A 20,018-nucleotide genomic window follows, 5' to 3' on the forward strand; every position below is an offset into this window, starting at 1 on the left:
GTCCGTATTTATATTATATTTTACATTGAGGATAATTTGAGGAGGAGTTAGAAATCATGGCAAAGTATACATTTGTTGATAAAGATACTTGCATCGCTTGCGGCGCTTGCGGAGCTACAGCTCCAGACATTTATGATTACGATGATGAAGGTTTGGCTGAAGTAATTTTTGATGGAGATGGCAACAAAGGGGTAACTGAAATTCCAGAAGATCTGTTTGATGATCTACAGGATGCGCAAGATGGCTGCCCAACGGATTCCATTAAAGTGGCGGATACACCTTTTAGCTAATCAGTTTACAACATAATTCTGTGAAGTGATTCGCAGAATGTCGAAAGAGCTCAGTTCCTGTAAAGGAATTGGGCTCTTTTTTGTTGGTGAAATTGTTTTTACTTGTAACTATTTATTGCCATTTTTTACGTGCCATCTTACAATGAAGCTAGTAAACATGGGGAGGATCTTATGGGTAAGAAGAAATGGATTCAAGCTTTAGTAGTAGGACTTGTGTTAATGTTATTTTCGACATATTTCTACACGGTTAACTCTAGCGGCTTATTTTATTTTGTTGAGGGTCCCCTCCAAGATGTTTTGCGAAAAGCGAAATCTGTTGATGAACGTCAGCCGGATGATCGCATCAAAATCGTTAAGATTGATGAGAAATCACTTAAAGCTATTGGAAAGTTTCCATGGGATCGAACGACCTATGCGCAATTGATAGAGAAGCTAGAGCAGTCAGGCGCAGCGGCAATTGGTATAGACGTTGTGTTAGCTGAACCTTCGAAAAACCCCGCCGACGATAAAGCATTGGCTGATGTTTTGGCCAAGTATCATAATGTCATTATGCCCGTCCAAATTAATTATCCCTCCAAGCAAGAGCAATCAGGCAATCTACTGCCTGAGAAAATCGACTACCCCACTCCAACACTAACAACCAGTAGGCAGCAAATGGCACATATTAATGTGTTCGTCGATAAGGATGGCAAGGCACGGAAGCTGCCAGTTGGGCTGCCGGATGAGAATGGAGCATACATACCTGCGTTCAGCGTTGCGCTTGCCAATCTAGTTCTGGATGATAAAGACAAAGTGAAGCGAGATGAAGCAACTGGACAATGGAAGCGCGGCAATATCGTAATGCCAACGAACGAAAGAAATCAAGTTACGACAGAATTCTTCACACTGCCTAGGCAGAAAGTAGATGCAACAACAGGCTATGAATCACTCTCTTTCATTGATGTTATGAATAGTAAAAATCCCTTACCCTTGCAAGGAAGCATAGTTCTGGTAGGACCGTTCGTAACGGCCATGCAGGATGAATATCCAACACCGATCAGCTCTGTTAAGATGTTTGGGATCGAAATACATGCGAATATGATTCAAACAATATTAGAAAGCAAATTTTATAAAGAGACAAGTAAGCCTTTTGGTGTAGGTATTATCTTACTTATTTCTTTGCTGGCCATTTTCTTATTTCATAGATATAAAGGTAAAACAGCCCTATTTATTTTTATAGGAATGTTCGTGATCTATGGTGGCGTGTGGTTAACCTTCTACATTGCTGGATCAACCTTTGCTCCACTAGTGTATCCGCAATTTGCTTTAGTTTTGATCTATATTTGGTCGTTGGTGAGTCATTACCTGGAAGAGCGGAAGGAACGCAACCGTGTAACTGGTATTTTCGGAAGGTTCGTTTCCAAATCGGTTGTAGACGAGCTGTTGCAGTCAGGTGAAGATGTTAAGCTTGGCGGCAGCCGTAAAGATATCTCGCTTATTTTCGTAGATATTCGCGGGTTTACTCCCATGTTGGAACGACTAGAGCCAGAGCAAGTGATTCAAGTATTGAATGAGTATCTGGATGTATGTACGAAAGCTATTTTTAAATTTAACGGGACACTCGACAAGTTTATTGGTGATGGTGTCATGGCGATGTTCGGTGCTCCGATTGAATATGACAATCACCCGGAGATGGCTGTGCGAGCAGCGATTGAGATGAAGTCGCAGGCTACTATTCTTGAGCAGAGACTGATTGAAAAGTATGGAATCGGCGTGAAGTTCGGTCTGGGTATTAACAGTGGGCCTGCGGTTGTTGGAAACATTGGTTCCGAAGATCTAAGGCTTGATTATACGGCTATCGGAGATACGGTTAACTTGTCAGCTCGACTAGAAGCGAACGCGAAACCAGGTCAAATACTAATCAGTGAACAGACCTATGCGAGGGTCAAAGACCTATTTGAGATAGAATCCATTGGTGAAATTAAGGTGAAAGGAAAAGAAAAGCCTGTGACGGTATATGAAGTTATCGGGAATCTCTAATAAATGGATGCTGGGGAGGAATTCAGTGTGGGAGTAACTAAGAAATCATTTGTGGCCTTATTCATAAGTTTTTGTTTAGTATTTAGCTTGGTCTCAGCGATGCTTATAAAGCCTGTGGACGCAAAAACCGTTCGGGTAGCAGTCATTGCGGCATTATCTGGTGATGTTACGATCAAGAAAGGCGGAGGCTCCAAATCGTACGATGCCTATGAAAGTATGAGTTTAAATCAAGGCGACACGGTTTACACAGGAGCTAGCTCATCAGTCAAGCTTAATTTGAGCAATGGGGATGCAGATGTAACATTAGGCGAAAATGCTGAGATTAACGTGTCAGACCTCAATACCTCAAATGGAAATAAGAAATCCAAGCTTAAAGTATGGGCCGGTTCCTTGTGGGTCAAGGTGAAATCTTTAGCTGGATCAGATGATGAATTTGAAGTTGAGACGCCAACCGCCGTGATGGGTGTTCGTGGAACGCAGTTCTTCGTTACCGTTGATCCGAAAACAGGCGCAATTAAAATGGCGGTTGGAGCAGGGAAAGTCTCTGCAACGACTGTAACGAACGGACCTGACTCCACTCTAACGTCTTCAATTACATACTTATATCCGACGCAACAAATTTCTTTGGATGCTAGGGATGAGACGGATGATCTGTCTCTTAAAGTAGATTTCCTAGATTTAAGTGATTTTATTAAGGATGCGTCGCCGGAAATCATTAGAGAAATTATCCTGAACAAGGCCGAAATAGATAAAGAAAATGATGCGTTCATTGCTAAGAAAAAGAAAGAAATCGAAGATGGCAAACTCGTGGATGATAAGACTTCTTTGTCCGTGAAGGATCAGGCTGAATTAGATAAAGTGAAACAAAACTTAGATAACTTAATTGGTAATATTGCCAAGAAGGCTCTCACAGAAAATAAGTTTGATAGAGAGTCTTTGAATAAAGTCATTGAACAAGCAAATGCAAAAATCGATAAACAAGAAAAGAAATTAGATTTAAATAATGTTAAAGAATTAGATGAAACGGCGGGTGTCGACGCAGAAAAAGAAAAAATAAAGAAAGATATGCTTCAAAAACTTGAAGCGGAGAAGCTCAAAAAGGAACTTGAAGAAGCGAAGAAGCAAGAAGAGCTCAAAATAAAGCTGGCAGCAGCGCTTAAAGCTTTGGAAGAGCAAAAGATAAAGGTTCTTGAAGCGGCGAAAGTTGTGGAAGAGAAGGCTAAAGCTGAAGCTGAAGCGAAACTGAAGGAAAGCTACACAGATAAAGAGAAAAAGGATTTTGATGATAAGAAGAATGGGACGAATACTCCGGCTCCGGCGTCAGAAGGGAATTCGGGGAATCCCGGGGGGACGGATTCAGGGACGCCAGTATTCAATCCGTCGGTTAGCTTAAAAGCTACTGCGATTCCTGGAAGTTTATCTGGATTTAATTTAGATATCAATTTAAGTAATTTTGTTGGTGCTAATGATATTTACGGCGTAGAAGTTCATCTGCTTTACGGTGGAAATACCTATTATTACGATAATCCTAATTCACCAATAATAAATGGGATTATCTTCAAACCAGAGAATAGTGCAAATCATATAAAGGAATACCAGAGTTCCACTGGAAAGGAACTAGTGTATGCCGTAACTAATTTTGGAAGTACTTCAGGGAATATTACGGTTACAAGTGCTCAGAAGTTAGTGACAATTCCATTGCAGGGAACTGGTGAACAAACGATTAGTGTTGGCAAAATTGTCATTGTTCGTAAGAATGGTTCAACTGTTCAAAATATTGAAATACCATTAGCTAGTATTCTACCTGTTACTATAACAACTGAAGTTACTGAAGTTTCTGGAATTTGATAGCAACATTCATTATGCAAAAAGGAGAAGCCAATGAAACCCTTAAAACATATATTCGTTTCATCCCTAGTGGCCGCAACCTTACTGGGAGGTTCATCCGCATGGGCGGCAGGTTTGTCGGCGGATGCTCTATTATCCAGCAATGGACAAATCCTTTCGGATGTGTCTACCTTCGCGGGAATCGGCGATTTTGAAGATAAGAACGGGGATGCGTTAAGTGCGGCATTCCGAGCCCCGGGCAGCGTTGTTCAACTTTCAGACGGCAGTATTCTTGTTGCTGATACACGGAATCATCTCATCCGTAAAATTTCGGGTGGGAAAGTTACCACTTTCGCAGGCCCGGAAGTTGTCGTGACGAAGAATAACCAAGGCTTTCCTACGGGAGGGCTTCTTAATGGGAAATCTTCTGAAGCTTTTTTCAATGAGCCGACAGGGTTAGCTGTAGATGCTAAAGGGAATGTGTATGTAGCTGATTCGGCAAATAACGCAATTCGGAAAGTGGATACGAATGGACAAGTTTCCACGTTGGCTGGAAATGGCGTTCCTGGCAGCAAGGATGGAAAAGGTGCGGAGGCAAGCTTCAATCACCCAAGTGATGTTGCGTCAGCTGCAGATGGAACTCTGTATGTAGCGGATTCGCTCAATCATGTTATCCGTAAAATAGCCGTAGACGGCAGTGTTTCTACTTTGAATGCGCCTGCGACTCGAGCTATTCAAATTCGTCCAGGTGAAGCTTCTTTCGCTGGTGAGTTTCAAGATGGCAGCATAGCCACAGCGAAGTTCAATGAACCCGCTGGTTTGGTTCTAGATAGCAAAGGCAATTTGTTTGTCAGTGACACAGGCAACCAACGTATACGTTATATCGACCTCCAAGCAGGAACTGTCACTACGGTTGCTGGATCGACACCTGTTGTAAGCAATCAGACACTCTATGATAAAAATGAGTTATATGCTGGCGGAGACTTTGCAGATGGAGATGCGCTTAAAGCGAAGTTCGACTTCCCTAAAGGGCTTGCAGTAACTTCTGAGGGCGGGGTTTTAATTGCTGATAGTCTGAATCATGTAATTCGTTATTTGCTGAATGGAAAGGTTTCAACGATTGCTGGGACAGTCCAAACGGGTGAAACGGACGGCGTGGAACAAGCAGCTGAGTTTTACAATCCGAGCGATGTTCTTGTAACAGCTCAAGGTAATATTGTGGTAGCAGACTCTTCTAATAACAAAATTCGTAAAATTACTCCTTACCAATTACCTGGAAATCTAGCGAATAATGACCAAGTAAAAGTGGTAAAGGGTGATAAAGTGATTTCATTCGATGCAGAGCCTGAAATTCAGGGCGGACGCACAATGGTACCCGTCCGTGCAATAAGCGAAGCATTTGGCTATGAAGTCAAATATGTCGAGTTAGCCGGGAAATCAGTCGTTCGGCTTATCAAAGGTGATGTTACGGTTGAGCTAACGATTGGTGAAACCGGCGTTGTACGTAAACAAATAGGACGAGATGACATCAAACAAGTGACGGATGCTTCGCCTTATGTGAAACAAGACCGTACGTATGTGCCTGTACGTTTCTTCGCAGAGCAAATTGGCTGCGATGTCCAGTGGGATGCGGCACACCAAACAGCTATTTTACGCACGAAATCATATGTGAAATAAGTAATCTGCAAGATGAGCTTGGCAGAGGGAAACCTTTGTCCAGGCTCTTTTTTTAGTAGATAAGAAAGTATAAGTTTTATACTTTTACTTCGCATCTACCTTGACAAAAGCGCTCGTCCCTGAAGGACGACGGAGTCGTTTATCCTTGTGACTTCACCTCTAGGTAATTTTTGCCGATAAATGAAGGAGAGTTACAAAGTAATCGATAGGAGGTTTTCTAGATTGAAGGACAAGAATCGCATTGATCAGGTGGAACGATTTTTCCAACATAATCCAATCGAAGATCCTCTTTATCTCAAAAAATATGTGAAAGAACATCCTGATCATAAAATGGCTTGGTACTTATTGGGCAGAGAATACGCAGCGCAAGGAAAAGAAGGCAAAGCAGCGTATTGTTTCGCGCAGTCTGGGGAAATCTATGAGGCTTTCGAACGTCAGAAAATAACGATAGAAGGACCTTTACCTACTTCGCCTGCTTCGGTCTTACATAAAGGCACCACCGTCGGATCTGTTAAAAGAAAGTCCAGCGGTAAAGGGAAATGGATGCCGTTAATGGTCATTCTACTCCTGCTAGCTGTTCCAGCAGCAATGGATTTAGCAGCAAAGGAGGATATAGGGGCCATACCGCATGAGACTGCTGCTGCAGTTCCAGCGGCAGCAAATGCACCTGCACCTGCAACTCCTAAACAGGAAGTGCCTTCTGGATTAAAACTCTATTTCTCTAATGGAGATTGGGGTAAGAAGCTTCAGCAAGTATTATCATCCTCAGGATCTGGAGCTGGGGAATCTGTCATCATGGAAGCTTCCCGGAGTGCAGATGATAAATGGAACGAGTGGAACAGGTCGGTTAAGCCTTTGATCAGCGTTGAGAGTAAAGGCGGAGGCGGGGGTTTAGCAGCATTAAAGTATTACCAGTCTCAAACTTGTTCCTGTCAGGTCGCAGATAGCTCTGCGATTGTTCCCGTCATAGATAATTGGATGCATGAACGTGAGCAAGCTATTGTCTTACAAAGCGCAATCCAAGCCTACCAAAAGAAGACGGGAACCCTGCCAGAAAAACCTGAACAGCTTGCCAAACCTTACCCAGATAATCTCTTGCCAGGACTCTCTCCCGAAATGCAGGAAGCGTTCCCTCAAGCTGTAAGCAAGGTTAATGAAAGCGCAAAAACGGGGAAAGCGCAGGATCCGGTACAAGCTGCGGATAAAAATGAGCAGCCTAAACAAGAGATCAAAGATCAGGCCACACCATCTAGTTCGCAACCGAAAGCTTCCGCAGACCCACTGCTAGAACCGCTTAGGATTGTTATAGATACCGATAAGCATCGTCTGGCTCTCGTTAGTGGTGATTTCATCATCCGAAGCTATCCCGTTGGTTTAGGGGGCGAGAAGACGCCGCAGGGGGAGTTCGTCATTAGTGAAAAGGTGCGCAATCCGAATGGCAAATCGAATGGCGAATTTGGCAGCCGAGGAATGACCTTGTCGGATACACTTTATGCAATTCATGGTACGAATAAGCCCTCCAGTATCGGGAAAGATGAATCACATGGCTGTGTTCGAATGCAGCAAGCGGACATTGAAGAGCTCTATAACATGGTAACCCATGAAACGATAGTGACGATTGGTAAAGGGGTATTGCCTCCCTCATCAAATTCGGATGCTAGTAATAGCGGCGGAAGCTCAGGACTTGGAGCCGGGGGAGGGAAGCCGGATCAATCCTTCGGCCTTCCATTGCAGACCAATGACAGCAATCCTAGTAAGAAATACAAATGGCTTGATTAACTCATTTGAATATGACAAAAACCGTCTGAAAGTACTCAGACGGTTTTTGTCGTGTTGCCCTGGCGTTCCCAAGGTTTATCCTTGACAACCATGTAGAAAGCGATTACAATTCAAAATGTGATGAATTCAATCACTTCTTTCCTAATCATTTGTTCAAAATGATCAGTAACGTCATCGTAATGATGACAACAAGCAAAATGGATCCTGTCCAAATGATCGCTTTCTTATTGACTTCTTCTTTGGCTCTACGATTTGACATCATCGGTTTACGTCTGGACATAGGAATCACCTTCTCCTTGGGAATTAAAGAATATGGTACTATCATAGCATAAGTAGGGTCGTTCATAGAATATGAATGTAAAAAAATGATTTTAAAATCAAGCATTGACGATCATGTCATTTTATTGTAAGATTTAATCACATGAAACGCCAATAATAATTGAATATGTCAGTTTTAATAACATGTTACCGTAAGGGCATTAGTTATTGAAGAATGTAAGATTTCTTCTATAACTATGCCCTTTTTATTTTTGCCAAAAATGATGAAACCTGAAGGGAGTTGGTAGCGCAAACTACAAGGAAAGTTAAATTTAGGAATACGCTACTTCATAAATAACCATCAGACTTATTAAAAAAGGGAGAAGATGAACACATGAATATGAAAAAATGGTCAACAATGGGCTTGGCTGCGTCCATGGTACTTGTAGCTGCAGGCTGTGGTAAATCTACACCAGTGGAAACAACAAAACCTGCAGCATCGGCGGCGCCGACTACGGCTGCTACTGCGGCTCCAACAGCTGCTGGTCCCAAGAAATTAACCGGTGATTTTGAAATCCAGTACTTTGTTGGCGGTTATGGCGACAAATGGTGGAAAAAAGTGATTGCTGATTTCCAAGCAGCAAACCCTGATCTGAAAATTAAAGAAAGTGCGGGACCAAAAATCAACGAACAAATGAAACCCCGTTGGATCGCTGGTAACCCACCTGATTTCGTATACATTGACGGACCTGAATTGTTCGATCGCCAAATGGTTACAGACGGACAGCTTGAAGATTTGACGGACTGGATCAAAGATGCTAAAAACGTTGACGGCGAGAAAATCATTGATTTGCTTGCTCAAAAACCACAAGAGTTTGATGGCAAAATCTACAACGTTCCTTTCGTAATGAGCTCATGGGGTATTTTCTACGATAAAGCCTTGTTCAAAGACAAAGGTTGGGCAGAGCCAAAAGATTTCGAAGAATTCTTGGCGGTAAGTGAGAAAATTAAAGGTGCTGGCATTAATCCTTTCATCCACACGGGGAAATATCCTTACTACATCAACGGTGGCGTATTGCTTCCTGCAATCGTATCTGCGAACAATAATGACTACAAATTGCTGCAAGACATGTCTACAAATAATCTAGAAGCTTGGAAAAACCCAGCAATCCTTAAAGGTCTTAATAAAATCGTTCAGCTTCGTGACAAAGGTTACATCGACAAAGCTTCCGTACAAATCAATCACACGGATTCCCAATCCTTGTTCCTGCAGCACAAAGATGCATTCATCCCGAACGGTCTATGGCTGCCAAACGAAATGGCCAAAGACGTACCAGCTTCCTTCGATTTCGGGTTCATTCCATCCATCACACAAGACAAAGGCGGAAAAGTTGTAGCTAATACTTCGACTTCTACGTTTGCAGTTGCGAAAAAAGCAAAAAACAAAGATGCAGCAAAAGCGTTTATGCAATTCGTATTCTCTAAAACTCAAGCTTCGCAGTGGGCTGAGTTGAGTGGTGCTCCTTCGAATGTAAAAGGTGACATCTCCTCCTCCAAAGCACCTAACTTCGTTAAAGATGCGGCGAAATTCTTGTCATCCCCTGAAACAGTTGTAGTGCCAACTGTCTCCTTCGCGGCAGACGTTGACAAAGCGATGCAAGATGCAACAGTGGCATTGACGATTGGTACAATTACGCCTGAAGAGTGGGTAAAACGTGTGTCTGATGTCGTAGCGAAACAAAAGAAATAGGAACTGAATGAAGCAGTGCGGAGAACTAGGAAGGCATTAGCCCTAGGAGTTCTCCGCCATTTTAATGATAGGACGGTGAGGATAGAATGAAGACCAAGTCGAAAATGTGGAAACGGAATTTGTTCATCGCTTCATTCATCATTCCGACTTTTCTTTTCTTCTGTGTGTTTACGGTATACCCTGTGATACAAGCTTTGCAGAAGTCATTCTATGATTGGTCAGGAATGTCAGAGAATAGCACGTTTATTGGATTTGATAATTTCGTCGAATTATTTAAGGATCCGATTGTACTTAGAGCCATCGGGAATGATTATTTTTTAGTCGTAGGTAAAGTTATTGGCATTATGATTCTGGCGACGTTCTTCGCTGTTGCTTTAACTCGTTTCAAGCTGAGAGGCTCAGGCTTCTTCCGCGCTATATTTTTTATCCCGAATGTAATTTCGGTTGTTGTTATTGGTGTGCTCTGGAACTTCATCTACAACCCGCAAATTGGATTCCTGAATGCGTTCTTGTCACTATTCACAGGTAATAAAGTCGATATTACTTGGTTAGGATTTCCACAGCATACGATCTGGATGCTATTACCCCCAACGATTTGGGCTGGTATCGGCTTCTATATGATCTTGATGATTGCTGCAATCGTGAATATTCCTGCTTCCTACTATGAAGCAGCTAATATAGACGGAGCTGGTCAATGGTCGCAATTCCGCCACATTACCATGCCGCTCATCTGGGAACAAATTAAGGTTTCCATTGTTAATATTGTCATTACGACACTCAATGGATCATTCGTCATTGTTCAATTAATGACAAATGGCGGACAGCCTGATAATACGACCCAAGTTATGGGATCTTATCTGTATCGGATGGCTTTTGGGCAATATCATTTCGGTTATGGGGCAGCCATCGGTGTCATGATTTTAATCGTTTCACTGATTACTACTCTTGTCCTGCAGCGTATCATGCGCCAAGAAACAATCGAAATGCATTAAGGTCATTATAGAAAACGATACTGAAGGAGGGGGAACCAACGTATGGTCATCAAAAATCCGTTAGCCAAAATGTTTATCGGGATCATTCTTCTTATTTGGAGCGTCGCCGTCCTGTATCCATTGATTTGGACACTGCTTGATGCGCTCAAAAATAATGAACAATTTTTCTTAAATGCCCCATGGGCATTGCCTAAATTCCCGCTGCTTTGGTCAAATTTCTCCTATGTTTGGAGTAAATATAATTTTAGCATCTATTTCATGAACTCCATTATTGTGACGGTTGGAAGTACTCTTTTGGGTATGATACTCGCTGCAATGACAGCCTACATCCTGGCTAGGTATGATTTTAAAGGGAACAAAATCCTCTTAACAATCTACATCTCGTCCATGATGATACCTTTTGCACTAGCACTGATTCCACTGTTCTTCTTGTTGAATGATCTGCACTTAATCAATACGTGGTTAGGATTAATTCTGGTCTATGCGGCACTTAATCTTCCTTTTGGAATTTTCTTGCTTGTAGGGTTCTACAAATCACTGCCAAAGGAAATTGAAGAAGCGGCGATTATTGACGGGACCTCCTATTACGGTACGTTTTTCCGTGTTATGCTGCCATTGTCTCAACCAGGTCTAATCACGGTGATGATTACAAACATGCTGAATAACTGGAACGAGTACTTCCTAGGGGTCGTTTTGACCAATGAACCAACCAAGTACACACTTCCAATCGGTCTTGCGGTTATGCAGGCAGAAATGCAGTATAGAGTTGAGTGGGGGCCGTTATTCGCAGGCCTGCTTATAACGACACTTCCAACGTTGATTGTATATATGATCTTTCAGCGTCAAATCGCAAGTGGCATTACTGCAGGTGCTGTGAAATAACTGTATAATGGGTTGCATAGAATAAACACCTTATCCTAGAGGATTTTATCCTTTCGGGAGGGTGTTCTTTCTACTATAATTGGGATAGGCAAGAGCAAACAAGAAACGGCCAAACTTGTAGGCTTTTATAGGGGAACATGACATGAGAGCTATGTATATATTGCAGAAAATAGGACGTTCATTGATGATTCCGATTGCGGTGCTGCCGGCGGCATCCATTCTTCTTCGTATTGGGAAAATGACGTTTAGTGATCCATTTCTTATGCAGGTGGCTCAGATTTTTGAGTTAGGCGGAAGTGCGATTTTTGATAATTTGCCATTCATATTTGCAATTGGTGTCGCCATTGGACTTACGTCCGGAGACGGGATAGCGGCGCTTGCTGCAGCGGTTGGCTATTTAGTGTTCGACAATGTCTTGAAGCATTTTCAAGTGGGGACCGACTCCGCGGAACGACTGGATATGGGTGTTCTAGGCGGTATGCTCGTTGGGATACTATCTGCTGCTTTCTTTAACAGGTTCCAACATACCCGGCTGCCCAAGGCGCTCGGATTTTTCGGAGGCAAGCGATTCGTTCCGTTAATTACATCTTTGGTCATGGTTTTCCTAGGGGTGTTGATGGGTTTCATCTGGCCTCCAGTTCAGAAGGGCATAAGTGTAATCGGGTTATGGATTGTTGATAATGGGAACATTGGCGTATTCATCTACGGAATGATGAACCGGCTTCTAATCCCAACGGGTTTGCATCATATTATTAATAATATAGCCTGGTTTCAAATCGGAGATTACATCACACCAACAGGTAAAATGCTGCACGGCGATATCTCACGATTTTTTGCTGGAGATCCAGAAGCGGGACTTTTCATGACTGGTTTTTATCCCGTTATTATGTTTGGGCTTCCTGCAGCTGCCTTAGCTTTAATTAGAAGCTCGTCTACTAACCGTCAGTTTGTTGTTCCTGTGATGCTTAGTGCTGTATTAACCAGCTTCCTAACTGGCATAACAGAGCCAATTGAATTTGCTTTTATGTTCGTAGCACCAGGCTTATATCTGATACATGCGGTCTTAACTGGCTTTTCCATGGTGATCATGAATATGCTGCAGGTGAAAATGGGATTTGGATTCTCAGCCGGATTTATTGATTTCGTTCTTAGCTGGCATCAATCTACGAATCCGTATTGGATTCTCCTTGTTGGAGTAGGGTACTTCTTCCTTTATTATGCGGTATTTCGGACCTATCTTCATTTCTTTCCATTCAAAGTGCCCGCTCAGGACGAAGCTGCTCAGATTGGAACAGAAGATGCTATTGAGGCCATTGCAGAAAAGAAAGAAGACCGTCCAACCAGCATTCTAAGGCATATTGGCGGAGCTTCTAACATTATCTCGATCGATGCTTGCATTACACGACTACGCCTCCTGGTAAATGAAGAAAACTTAATTATAGACAGCGAGCTTAAAGACCTTGGGGCTATTGGGGTTATTAGACTTGGAAAAGGAAATGTACACGTTGTTTTTGGTACAGAATCGGAACAAATTCGAGAAAGTATTAAACCCTTGCTTCACTTGCAAAAAGACAAATCAGGACAAGCCTAAATTTACCCCACAAAGTGACGTATGCCTTCGAAGTCTATTCCGATTACTTTGCGGGGACCCCGAAACAAAGATTAGGAGGTGTCTTATGATTGAACGGACGATTATTCATGTACTATCCCATAACGTGGTGATGGCACATTTGACATCAGGGAAAAATTCAATTGCTTTCGGTAAAGGAATTGGATTCAAAAAAACGCCGGGAATGCTCATTGATGAAGGCGAAATAACACAAGAATTTCTTCTGCATACATCCGAAGTTCTTAAAAACTACGAGCAAATTCTGAATGCGGTTGATTTGAAAATTATCGGGATTACGGAGGAAGTCATCGCTTATGCGCAAAGCATGCTGGAAGGCGACTTCTCCGAAACGATTCACGCTTCGCTGGTCGATCACATTAACTTTGCTGTCGAACGACAAAAACGCGGTATTTTCATCACGAATCCATTCGCATATGAAATTGGGTATATGTATCCTGAGGAATACAAAGTAGCCAAGAAGTCCGTAGATTTTCTCAATGAGCATTTGGATGTCAAATTGCCGGAAGATGAAGTTGCTTTCTTAACCATGCATTTCAATGGCTCACGTAAAAAAGAGCAAGCTTCTGATTCCTTAGCGGTAGTTAGAGTTGTGTCTCAGACGATCGAATCTGCCAAAGAATTAGGCTTTAATTTCGATGATTCGTTCTCAACACTGCGCTTCATTAGTCACTTGAAAGGTGTTATTGAACGGGTCAAACAAAAAAAGACACTCCAGAACTCGCTGCTTGAAAAGATTAAAGAGGAGTATGGAGACACCTATGTGAAGGCGAAGGTGTTATCTCTCATGCTGAGTGATTCTCTTCAATTAGAAGTGCCTGACGATGAAACGGGTTACTTGACGATGCATCTGGAAAGACTGCTGCAACGAACAGAAGCATAGGTTGTTAAATAGCTAATCTGGATTCCCTTGCAACCTTCATGGAGCAGGGATTTTTTGTTTGAAATAGAGGTGAAATACCTTTCAGTGGATTGCATATTTGCACGTTGTCAGCTAAACTGACTGTTAGAGTCATTAGAGAACGGAGTGCATAGGACATGCTGTATAAGAAGTTAGGAAAACCAATCTTGTTCCGAATGGATCCGGAGAAGGCGCATCATCTTACGATTGACGGGCTAAGTGCAGTAGTGAGCTTCCCTGGTGGGAAACAACTGCTCAAATCCATGTATGGAGTGCCCAATTCACCACTCTTGGCCCAACAATTATGGGGAATACAATTCGCAAATCCAATAGGTTTGGCTGCTGGTTTAGATAAAAATGCCAAGGCTGTTAAAGGATTCTCACAACTAGGCTTTGGTTTCATGGAAGTAGGCACAATTACACCAAAGCCGCAACCGGGCAATGAGCTGCCGCGGCTATTTCGTCTTCCGGAAGACAAGGCGCTTATCAACCGGATGGGCTTTAATAATGTAGGTACAGATGTGATGGCCAAAAACTTGATGAAGTCAGGTAAACGTGACATCCCCGTAGCTATTAACATAGGTAAAAACAAGACGACACCGAATGAACAAGCCGAAGAGGATTATCGAGCATGTATTCGGGAGTTATATACATATGGTGATTTCTTTGTTGTGAATATTAGCTCACCAAATACACCGGATTTGCGTAATTTACAGCATGGGAACGATTTGAAGCGATTGCTTGATGCCGTGACAACGGAAATGCAGCTTCAAGAGAAGAAGAATGGACATTCAAGTAAACCTGTTTTGGTTAAAATTGCGCCGGATCTTACGGATGAAGAACTTGAATTAACCGTGCATACAATTAAAGATAGCGGTATTTCTGGGATTATCGCCACGAACACAACGCTCAGCAGACAAGGGCTAGTTCACCCTAATCGCGAGCAAGCAGGCGGACTTAGCGGAAAGCCTCTAACAAAGCGAACAACGGAAGTCATTAGACGTGTCTATCAATTGACGGAAGGCAAGCTGCCGATCATTGGGTCCGGTGGAATATTTACGGCGCAAGAGGCCTATGACAAAATACGGGCCGGAGCAAGCTTAGTTGAAGTATATACGGGCTTTATTTATGAAGGACCCGGCATGCTTGCCAGCTTGAATAAAGGACTACAAGATTTGCTCAGGAGAGATGGTTATACACATATTTCAGAGGCAATCGGCGCAGATCATCATTGACTTCATTCAGAATGGAGGATAAAAGAATGGATGGACGAGATTGGAAGAAATTTCTCCTGCCTTATGAACAAGCAGTGGAGGAGCTAAAAGTAAAGTTCAAGACACTGCGTGGCGAACTGAAGAGTAGAGAAGAGTATGCACCTATTGAATTCGTAACGGGACGTGTCAAAAAGATATCAAGCGTGCTGGAGAAAGCGAAACGCTTGAGCGTTCCGATGGATCAATTAGAGTCGGGTATTGAGGATATCGCTGGGATTCGGATAATGTGTCAGTTCGTAGAAGACATTGATCGTTTGGCCGAGCTGATTCGCAGCAGACAGGATATGAGTGTAGTCTACGAAAAAGATTATATTGCTAATAAAAAACCAAGTGGCTATCGCAGCTTTCATATTATTATTGAATATCCCGTTCAAACCGCTTTAGGAATGAAACGAATATTAGCTGAGGTGCAAATTCGGACGCTTGCCATGAATTTCTGGGCGACGATTGAGCATTCTTTGAATTATAAATATAAAGAACAATTGCCATCTGAGGTTAGAGCACGCCTTAGTAAAGCGGCCGAGGCTGCTTATCTGTTGGATCAGGAAATGTCCAGTATTCGTGGTGAGATTGTTGCGTCTCAGAAGATGTTTGAAGATAACTCGAATTTGGTAAACAAAGTACTCAATAACATTCAGGAACTTTATTTCTATCATCGAGTTCGGGAAGCCGCTCAATTTCAGCTGCGATTTAACGAGATATGGGAGACGGAAGAAGGTTTGAGTGATCTGTCATCCGATATTGAGGTTGCAATCGCCAGAGCGAAAAAAGGAGACAATAACTGATCTATGAGTATCTACGATCGTTTATATGTGACTTACTTATACTATTTCAATGATCAAAGAGACTATTTCGAATGTCATGAAGTGATGGAGGAGCTTTGGCTGGAGGAAGGCCGAAGCCCCTTATACCAAGGTCTACTGCAGGTTGCAGTGGGCCTTTATCATCATGCCAATGGAAACGTAAGCGGTTCCATCAAGCTATTTAGCGCAGGACTGGACAAGCTAGCGCCATACCCTGCACATACGCTCGGCATTGATTTGGAAAGACTGATCCGAGATAGTGGGGAGTACTTAAATAAGCTGTTACGGATAGAGAATGAGCCGTTTACCCCCTATGATTTGGACATTCATATTGTAGATAATGAATTGAGTGAACTTCTTGCTGAAGTGAAGCTGCATCCACCCCAGCATGAAGAGGAGGATGGCCATGATTGAGGTTCGTCAGCTGAGTAAATATTATCAAGTTCATGAGCGAGAGCCTGGCTTCATGGCATCTTTGAAAAGCTTGTTTCACCGCAAGTTCCGCACCGTTAAAGCGGTAGACGATGTTTCCTTTTCTATACCGGAAGGTGAAATAGTTGCTTTTCTGGGTCCGAATGGGGCAGGTAAGACGACTACAATGAAAGTATTAACTGGACTGCTGCATCCTTCAGGTGGTGAAGTGAATGTGGGCGGTTTCGTTCCTTTTCAGCAAAAAAAGGAATTTAAGAAGCAGATTTCACTCGTTATGGGACAGAAAAGTCAGCTCATCTGGGACATTCCCGCAGCGGAAACGTTTCTCGTTAATAAAGTCATTTATGAGATACCTGATCGGGAATATGAAGAAACCTTAGGAGACCTGGTGCAGCTGCTCCAGTTGGAAGAAGTCATCCGTAAACCGGTTAGACAGCTTTCGCTAGGGGAGCGGATGAAGTGTGAGCTGGCGGCGGCGCTGCTGCATCGCCCACGTATTGTATTTCTAGATGAGCCGACGATTGGCCTCGATGTGAATATGCAGGAAGTGATGCGCCGATTCATTCAGGATTACAGCCGTAAATATAAGGCGACCATCTTATTGACTAGTCACTATATGGCGGATGTTACGGCGTTATGTGAGCGAGTGCTGGTAATTGGAAAAGGGCGTCTCCTATACGATGGTGCAATTTCCCAACTAGTTGATAAATATGCGCCTAATAAGCGTATTCGTCTTCAATTGGCTGAGCGGGTAAGGGAGTCAGAGCTCATTGCTGTAACCCAAGGGTTAGGGACGTTATCTCATTATGAGTTTCCAAATGTGGAATTAGACGTGCCAAGAGAGCAAGTTTCCGAACTTTCAGCCCGATTATTAACCCATTTGAAGGTATTGGATTTGACCATTGAAGATCCTTCTATGGAATCGGTGATCGCACAAGCGTTTGAAGCGGGGACCGAAGGGGGAAGTTAAGGAGCATGAAGGCGTTAGCTTTATTTTGGCAAAAATATCGGATGCTGCTTCGAGTTGAATGGGCGGTTATGTTTGCCTATCGGAGTGAATCGCTCATTTGGATGATAGGAGCATTCATTCAGCCTCTGGTCAGTATGGCTGTTTGGCTCTCGATAAGCGATAATAATTCCATTGGCGGATATACAGCTCATGATTATATGGTGTATTTCCTGGGAGTACTTCTTATAGATCGATTGACGAGTACATGGGATGTGTGGGAGCTGGATGCCAGCATTCAGGACGGGTCGCTCTCCACCAAGATCGTACGGCCTTTCCATCCGGTTCATTGGAGTATCTCTCAAAACCTCGTATATAAATTGTTTTTTGCTGTATTGCTAATCCCCGCATGGGCGATAACTGCTGTTTTCGTCCCTATGCTCAGGTTGACTATTTCCCTGGAAATAATTTTACTCTCGTTCTTCGCTATTGTGCTTTCCTCTGCAATCCGTTTTCTGATTGGTTTCGAGTTTGGTCTGATGGCTTTTTGGACGAACAGGGAGACCGCGATTTATAGTTTATATGAGGGTGTTCATTTGTTTCTTGCTGGTCGCTTAGCCCCGCTGAGTATGTTTCCTTCTTGGGTTGAAAAAATGGCAGCCTGGCTGCCGTTCTATGGAACCGTAGGGTTTCCAGTTGAGCTGCTGACAGGCAAGCTTGAGCTTGGATCGTCAGCTATATTTCAGTGGGCGGATGAGGAAGGAACGGTACGACAGTGATCAAATATATACGACTATTTAGGACATGCGGATGAGAATCCTTCCCATTTTAATGGGGTAGATGAAAGTCCGCTTTGCCCGATATCCCTTTGTGGGATGGCAAGGGCAAAAAAATTCCTATTCTAACAATACTCTTCCTCTCCTCTTTGAATAAGAACATTTGTTTGGTATAATGGAATCAGATAGAAACGAATGTTATATATTTGATTTCCACAAGGCAAATGGAAGGAGAGGGCTAATGCTAATAACCTATAAATTCCGCTTATATCCAACCAAGGAAGAGCAAGAAAACATTCATTTCGTTCTGCAACGTTGCCGTCTCCTCTATAATCGTTTGCTCGCAGAACGAATCGATGCCTATAAGCAAACTGGGCTAAGCTTAACCTACTACGAGCAGAAGGCGACGTTGCCAGTGAGAAAACAGTATATACCCGAGCTCAAAAATGTCCATTCACAAGTTCTTCAAAATGTCGTAGAACGGTTGGACAAAGCGTATCAAGCCTTTTTTCGCCGCGTCAAAAACGGTGAGAAAGCAGGCTTTCCGAGATTCAAGCCTGAAAGTCAGTATAGCTCCTTTACCTACCCGCAAAGCGGATTTTCCATAGAGGNTGCCTATAAGCAAACTGGGCTAAGCTTAACCTACTACGAGCAGAAGGCGACGTTGCCAGTGAGAAAACAGTATATACCCGAGCTCAAAAATGTCCATTCACAAGTTCTTCAAAATGTCGTAGAACGGTTGGACAAGGCGTATCAAGCCTTTTTTCGCCGCGTCAAAAACGGTGAGAAAGCAGGCTTTCCGAGATTCAAGCCTGAAAGTCAGTATAGCTCCTTTACTTACCCGCAAAGCGGATTTTCCATAGGGGGAAAGCATCTTCAGCTTTCCAAGATCGGCAATGTGCGCATACGACTTCATCGGCAACCGCAAGGAACGATTAAGACGTGTACCATCATGGTGAAGAATGGCAAATATTACGCTTGTTTTTCTTGCGAAGTCGAAAGCAAATACCTTTCAGCGTCAGAAAAGCAGATAGGCATTGACCTTGGTGTGTCACAGCTTGCGGTAACATCAGAGGGTGATCGTATACGATCACCGAAATTTCTTCGTAAAAGCGAAGAAAAGTTGAAACGAAAGCAGCGTGCGGTCTCGAAGAAAAAGCGGGGTTCAAACCGCAGACGCAAAGCTGTAGGCGAACTAGCCAGACTTCATGAAAAGGTAGCGAATCAGCGTAAGGATTATGCCCATAAAGAGTCGCGAAAGCTAGTAAATGAGTATGGACTCATTGCCTTCGAGGACTTGAACATACTTTATTTCATGGAACCCAGTGATACCTTAGAACANATGAAAAGGTAGCGAATCAGCGTAAGGATTATGCCCATAAAGAGTCGCGAAAGCTAGTAAATGAGTATGGACTCATTGCCTTCGAGGACTTGAACATACAAGGGATGGTCAAGAACCATCATCTTGCAAAAAGCATAGCGGATAGCGGATGGAAGCAACTTGTTCAATTCGTGACGTACAAGGCTGAAAGCGCTGGTCGTCAGGTTATGCAAGTGAATCCCTATCAAACATCACAACGATGTTCTAACTGCGGCGAAATCGTCAAAAAATCACTTGCTGTTCGTGTCCATCAATGTTCTTGCGGATACAAGGCAGATCGGGACGAAAATGCAGCCATTAACATATTGAAACTAGCTTTGCAAAAAATATCATAGCCATACCAGTCTAATCAGGTTAGGAACTAGCCTTCAAGGAGAGACGAGGTTACAAGTCTCGATGATTTG

At 43.0% G+C, this 20,018-nt stretch carries 17 protein-coding genes and 2 pseudogenes; 18 read left to right on the forward strand and 1 reads right to left on the reverse strand.

Annotation, left to right across the window (positions count from 1 at the left end; genetic code table 11):
- The first annotated feature begins 56 nt into the window (after positions 1–56).
- The 5 genes from ASG93_RS00455 (at position 57) to ASG93_RS00475 (ending at position 7,592) form a co-directional block, all read left to right on the forward strand.
- Positions 57–290 (forward strand): ferredoxin, encoded by a 234-nt coding sequence (locus ASG93_RS00455; protein WP_047686106.1) that lies wholly within the window; start codon positions 57–59, stop codon positions 288–290.
- A gap of 171 nt (positions 291–461) precedes the next feature.
- A complete protein-coding gene (locus ASG93_RS00460) occupies positions 462–2,309 on the forward strand; it encodes an adenylate/guanylate cyclase domain-containing protein (RefSeq protein WP_056827738.1) in 1,848 nt (615 codons plus the stop codon).
- Between the two features lie 27 nt (positions 2,310–2,336).
- Positions 2,337–4,157, forward strand: a complete 1,821-nt coding sequence (locus ASG93_RS00465; RefSeq protein ID WP_056827739.1) for a FecR family protein — start codon at positions 2,337–2,339, stop codon at positions 4,155–4,157.
- A 33-nt stretch (positions 4,158–4,190) separates the two neighbouring features.
- The gene (locus ASG93_RS00470; protein WP_056827741.1) at positions 4,191–5,813 is read left to right on the forward strand and encodes a stalk domain-containing protein; all 1,623 of its coding nucleotides are present in this window, start codon (positions 4,191–4,193) and stop codon (positions 5,811–5,813) included.
- Positions 5,814–6,143: 330 nt separating this feature from the next.
- Positions 6,144–7,592, forward strand: a complete 1,449-nt coding sequence (locus ASG93_RS00475) for a L,D-transpeptidase (RefSeq protein ID WP_414858837.1) — start codon at positions 6,144–6,146, stop codon at positions 7,590–7,592.
- A 145-nt stretch (positions 7,593–7,737) separates the two neighbouring features.
- On the opposite strand, the gene ASG93_RS36750 is transcribed toward ASG93_RS00475, so the two are convergent.
- A complete protein-coding gene (locus ASG93_RS36750) occupies positions 7,738–7,872 on the reverse strand; it encodes a hypothetical protein (RefSeq protein WP_268795978.1) in 135 nt (44 codons plus the stop codon).
- A gap of 372 nt (positions 7,873–8,244) precedes the next feature.
- Between ASG93_RS36750 and ASG93_RS00480 the strand changes: the two genes are divergently transcribed.
- The 13 genes and pseudogenes from ASG93_RS00480 to ASG93_RS37005 all read left to right on the forward strand — a co-directional run.
- Complete coding sequence (locus tag ASG93_RS00480) at positions 8,245–9,600, forward strand: ABC transporter substrate-binding protein (RefSeq protein WP_056827745.1); 1,356 nt, start codon at positions 8,245–8,247, stop codon at positions 9,598–9,600.
- A gap of 86 nt (positions 9,601–9,686) precedes the next feature.
- Entirely contained in the window at positions 9,687–10,592 is a 906-nt protein-coding gene (locus ASG93_RS00485) for a carbohydrate ABC transporter permease (RefSeq protein ID WP_056827747.1), read from the forward strand.
- Between the two features lie 42 nt (positions 10,593–10,634).
- Positions 10,635–11,474, forward strand: coding sequence for a carbohydrate ABC transporter permease (locus ASG93_RS00490; RefSeq protein ID WP_056827749.1), 840 nt, complete (start codon positions 10,635–10,637; stop codon positions 11,472–11,474).
- Positions 11,475–11,616: 142 nt separating this feature from the next.
- Positions 11,617–13,065 carry a PTS transporter subunit EIIC gene (locus ASG93_RS00495; RefSeq protein WP_063891734.1) on the forward strand — a complete coding sequence of 483 codons (1,449 nt, stop codon included), beginning with the start codon at positions 11,617–11,619 and terminating at the stop codon, positions 13,063–13,065.
- A gap of 85 nt (positions 13,066–13,150) precedes the next feature.
- A complete protein-coding gene (locus ASG93_RS00500; RefSeq protein ID WP_056827750.1) occupies positions 13,151–13,984 on the forward strand; it encodes a PRD domain-containing protein in 834 nt (277 codons plus the stop codon).
- 155 nt (positions 13,985–14,139) lie between these two features.
- On the forward strand, positions 14,140–15,237 hold the full coding sequence (locus ASG93_RS00505; RefSeq protein ID WP_056827752.1) for a quinone-dependent dihydroorotate dehydrogenase: 1,098 nt from the start codon (positions 14,140–14,142) through the stop codon (positions 15,235–15,237).
- A gap of 26 nt (positions 15,238–15,263) precedes the next feature.
- Positions 15,264–16,061, forward strand: coding sequence for a GTP pyrophosphokinase family protein (locus tag ASG93_RS00510; protein ID WP_056827754.1), 798 nt, complete (start codon positions 15,264–15,266; stop codon positions 16,059–16,061).
- Between the two features lie 3 nt (positions 16,062–16,064).
- On the forward strand, positions 16,065–16,493 hold the full coding sequence (locus ASG93_RS00515; RefSeq protein ID WP_056827755.1) for a DUF309 domain-containing protein: 429 nt from the start codon (positions 16,065–16,067) through the stop codon (positions 16,491–16,493).
- On the forward strand, positions 16,486–17,481 hold the full coding sequence (locus ASG93_RS00520) for an ATP-binding cassette domain-containing protein (protein ID WP_056827757.1): 996 nt from the start codon (positions 16,486–16,488) through the stop codon (positions 17,479–17,481). The genes ASG93_RS00515 and ASG93_RS00520 overlap by 8 nt, the downstream gene beginning before the upstream one ends.
- Positions 17,482–17,486: 5 nt before the next feature.
- Positions 17,487–18,236 (forward strand): ABC transporter permease, encoded by a 750-nt coding sequence (locus ASG93_RS00525; RefSeq protein ID WP_056827759.1) that lies wholly within the window; start codon positions 17,487–17,489, stop codon positions 18,234–18,236.
- Between the two features lie 238 nt (positions 18,237–18,474).
- Positions 18,475–18,844, forward strand: a 370-nt coding sequence (locus ASG93_RS36995) for an RNA-guided endonuclease InsQ/TnpB family protein (protein WP_414858829.1), incomplete at its 3' end; no start/stop codon positions are given.
- A gap of 1 nt (position 18,845) precedes the next feature.
- Positions 18,846–19,574, forward strand: a pseudogene (locus tag ASG93_RS37000) (RNA-guided endonuclease InsQ/TnpB family protein); the annotation flags it as partial.
- 1 nt (position 19,575) lies between these two features.
- Positions 19,576–19,949: pseudogene (locus ASG93_RS37005) on the forward strand (RNA-guided endonuclease InsQ/TnpB family protein); the annotation flags it as partial.
- Positions 19,950–20,018: the final 69 nt, after the last annotated feature.

Source organism: Paenibacillus sp. Soil787 (assembly GCF_001429545.1).
GTDB lineage: Bacteria > Bacillota > Bacilli > Paenibacillales > NBRC-103111 > Paenibacillus_E.

Excerpts from the sequence above, each read along its gene's own strand:
- ASG93_RS00455 (WP_047686106.1), top strand. The coding sequence starts at position 57 with ATGGCAAAGTATACATTTGTTGATAAAGATACTTGCATCGCTTGCGGC.
- ASG93_RS00460 (WP_056827738.1), top strand. The coding sequence starts at position 462 with ATGGGTAAGAAGAAATGGATTCAAGCTTTAGTAGTAGGACTTGTGTTA.
- ASG93_RS00470 (WP_056827741.1), top strand. The coding sequence starts at position 4,191 with ATGAAACCCTTAAAACATATATTCGTTTCATCCCTAGTGGCCGCAACC.
- ASG93_RS00475 (WP_414858837.1), top strand. The coding sequence starts at position 6,144 with ATGGCTTGGTACTTATTGGGCAGAGAATACGCAGCGCAAGGAAAAGAA.
- ASG93_RS36750 (WP_268795978.1), bottom strand. The coding sequence starts at position 7,872 with ATGTCCAGACGTAAACCGATGATGTCAAATCGTAGAGCCAAAGAAGAA.
- ASG93_RS00480 (WP_056827745.1), top strand. The coding sequence starts at position 8,245 with ATGAATATGAAAAAATGGTCAACAATGGGCTTGGCTGCGTCCATGGTA.
- ASG93_RS00485 (WP_056827747.1), top strand. The coding sequence starts at position 9,687 with ATGAAGACCAAGTCGAAAATGTGGAAACGGAATTTGTTCATCGCTTCA.
- ASG93_RS00490 (WP_056827749.1), top strand. The coding sequence starts at position 10,635 with ATGGTCATCAAAAATCCGTTAGCCAAAATGTTTATCGGGATCATTCTT.
- ASG93_RS00495 (WP_063891734.1), top strand. The coding sequence starts at position 11,617 with ATGAGAGCTATGTATATATTGCAGAAAATAGGACGTTCATTGATGATT.
- ASG93_RS00500 (WP_056827750.1), top strand. The coding sequence starts at position 13,151 with ATGATTGAACGGACGATTATTCATGTACTATCCCATAACGTGGTGATG.
- ASG93_RS00505 (WP_056827752.1), top strand. The coding sequence starts at position 14,140 with ATGCTGTATAAGAAGTTAGGAAAACCAATCTTGTTCCGAATGGATCCG.
- ASG93_RS00510 (WP_056827754.1), top strand. The coding sequence starts at position 15,264 with ATGGATGGACGAGATTGGAAGAAATTTCTCCTGCCTTATGAACAAGCA.
- ASG93_RS00515 (WP_056827755.1), top strand. The coding sequence starts at position 16,065 with ATGAGTATCTACGATCGTTTATATGTGACTTACTTATACTATTTCAAT.
- ASG93_RS00520 (WP_056827757.1), top strand. The coding sequence starts at position 16,486 with ATGATTGAGGTTCGTCAGCTGAGTAAATATTATCAAGTTCATGAGCGA.
- ASG93_RS00525 (WP_056827759.1), top strand. The coding sequence starts at position 17,487 with ATGAAGGCGTTAGCTTTATTTTGGCAAAAATATCGGATGCTGCTTCGA.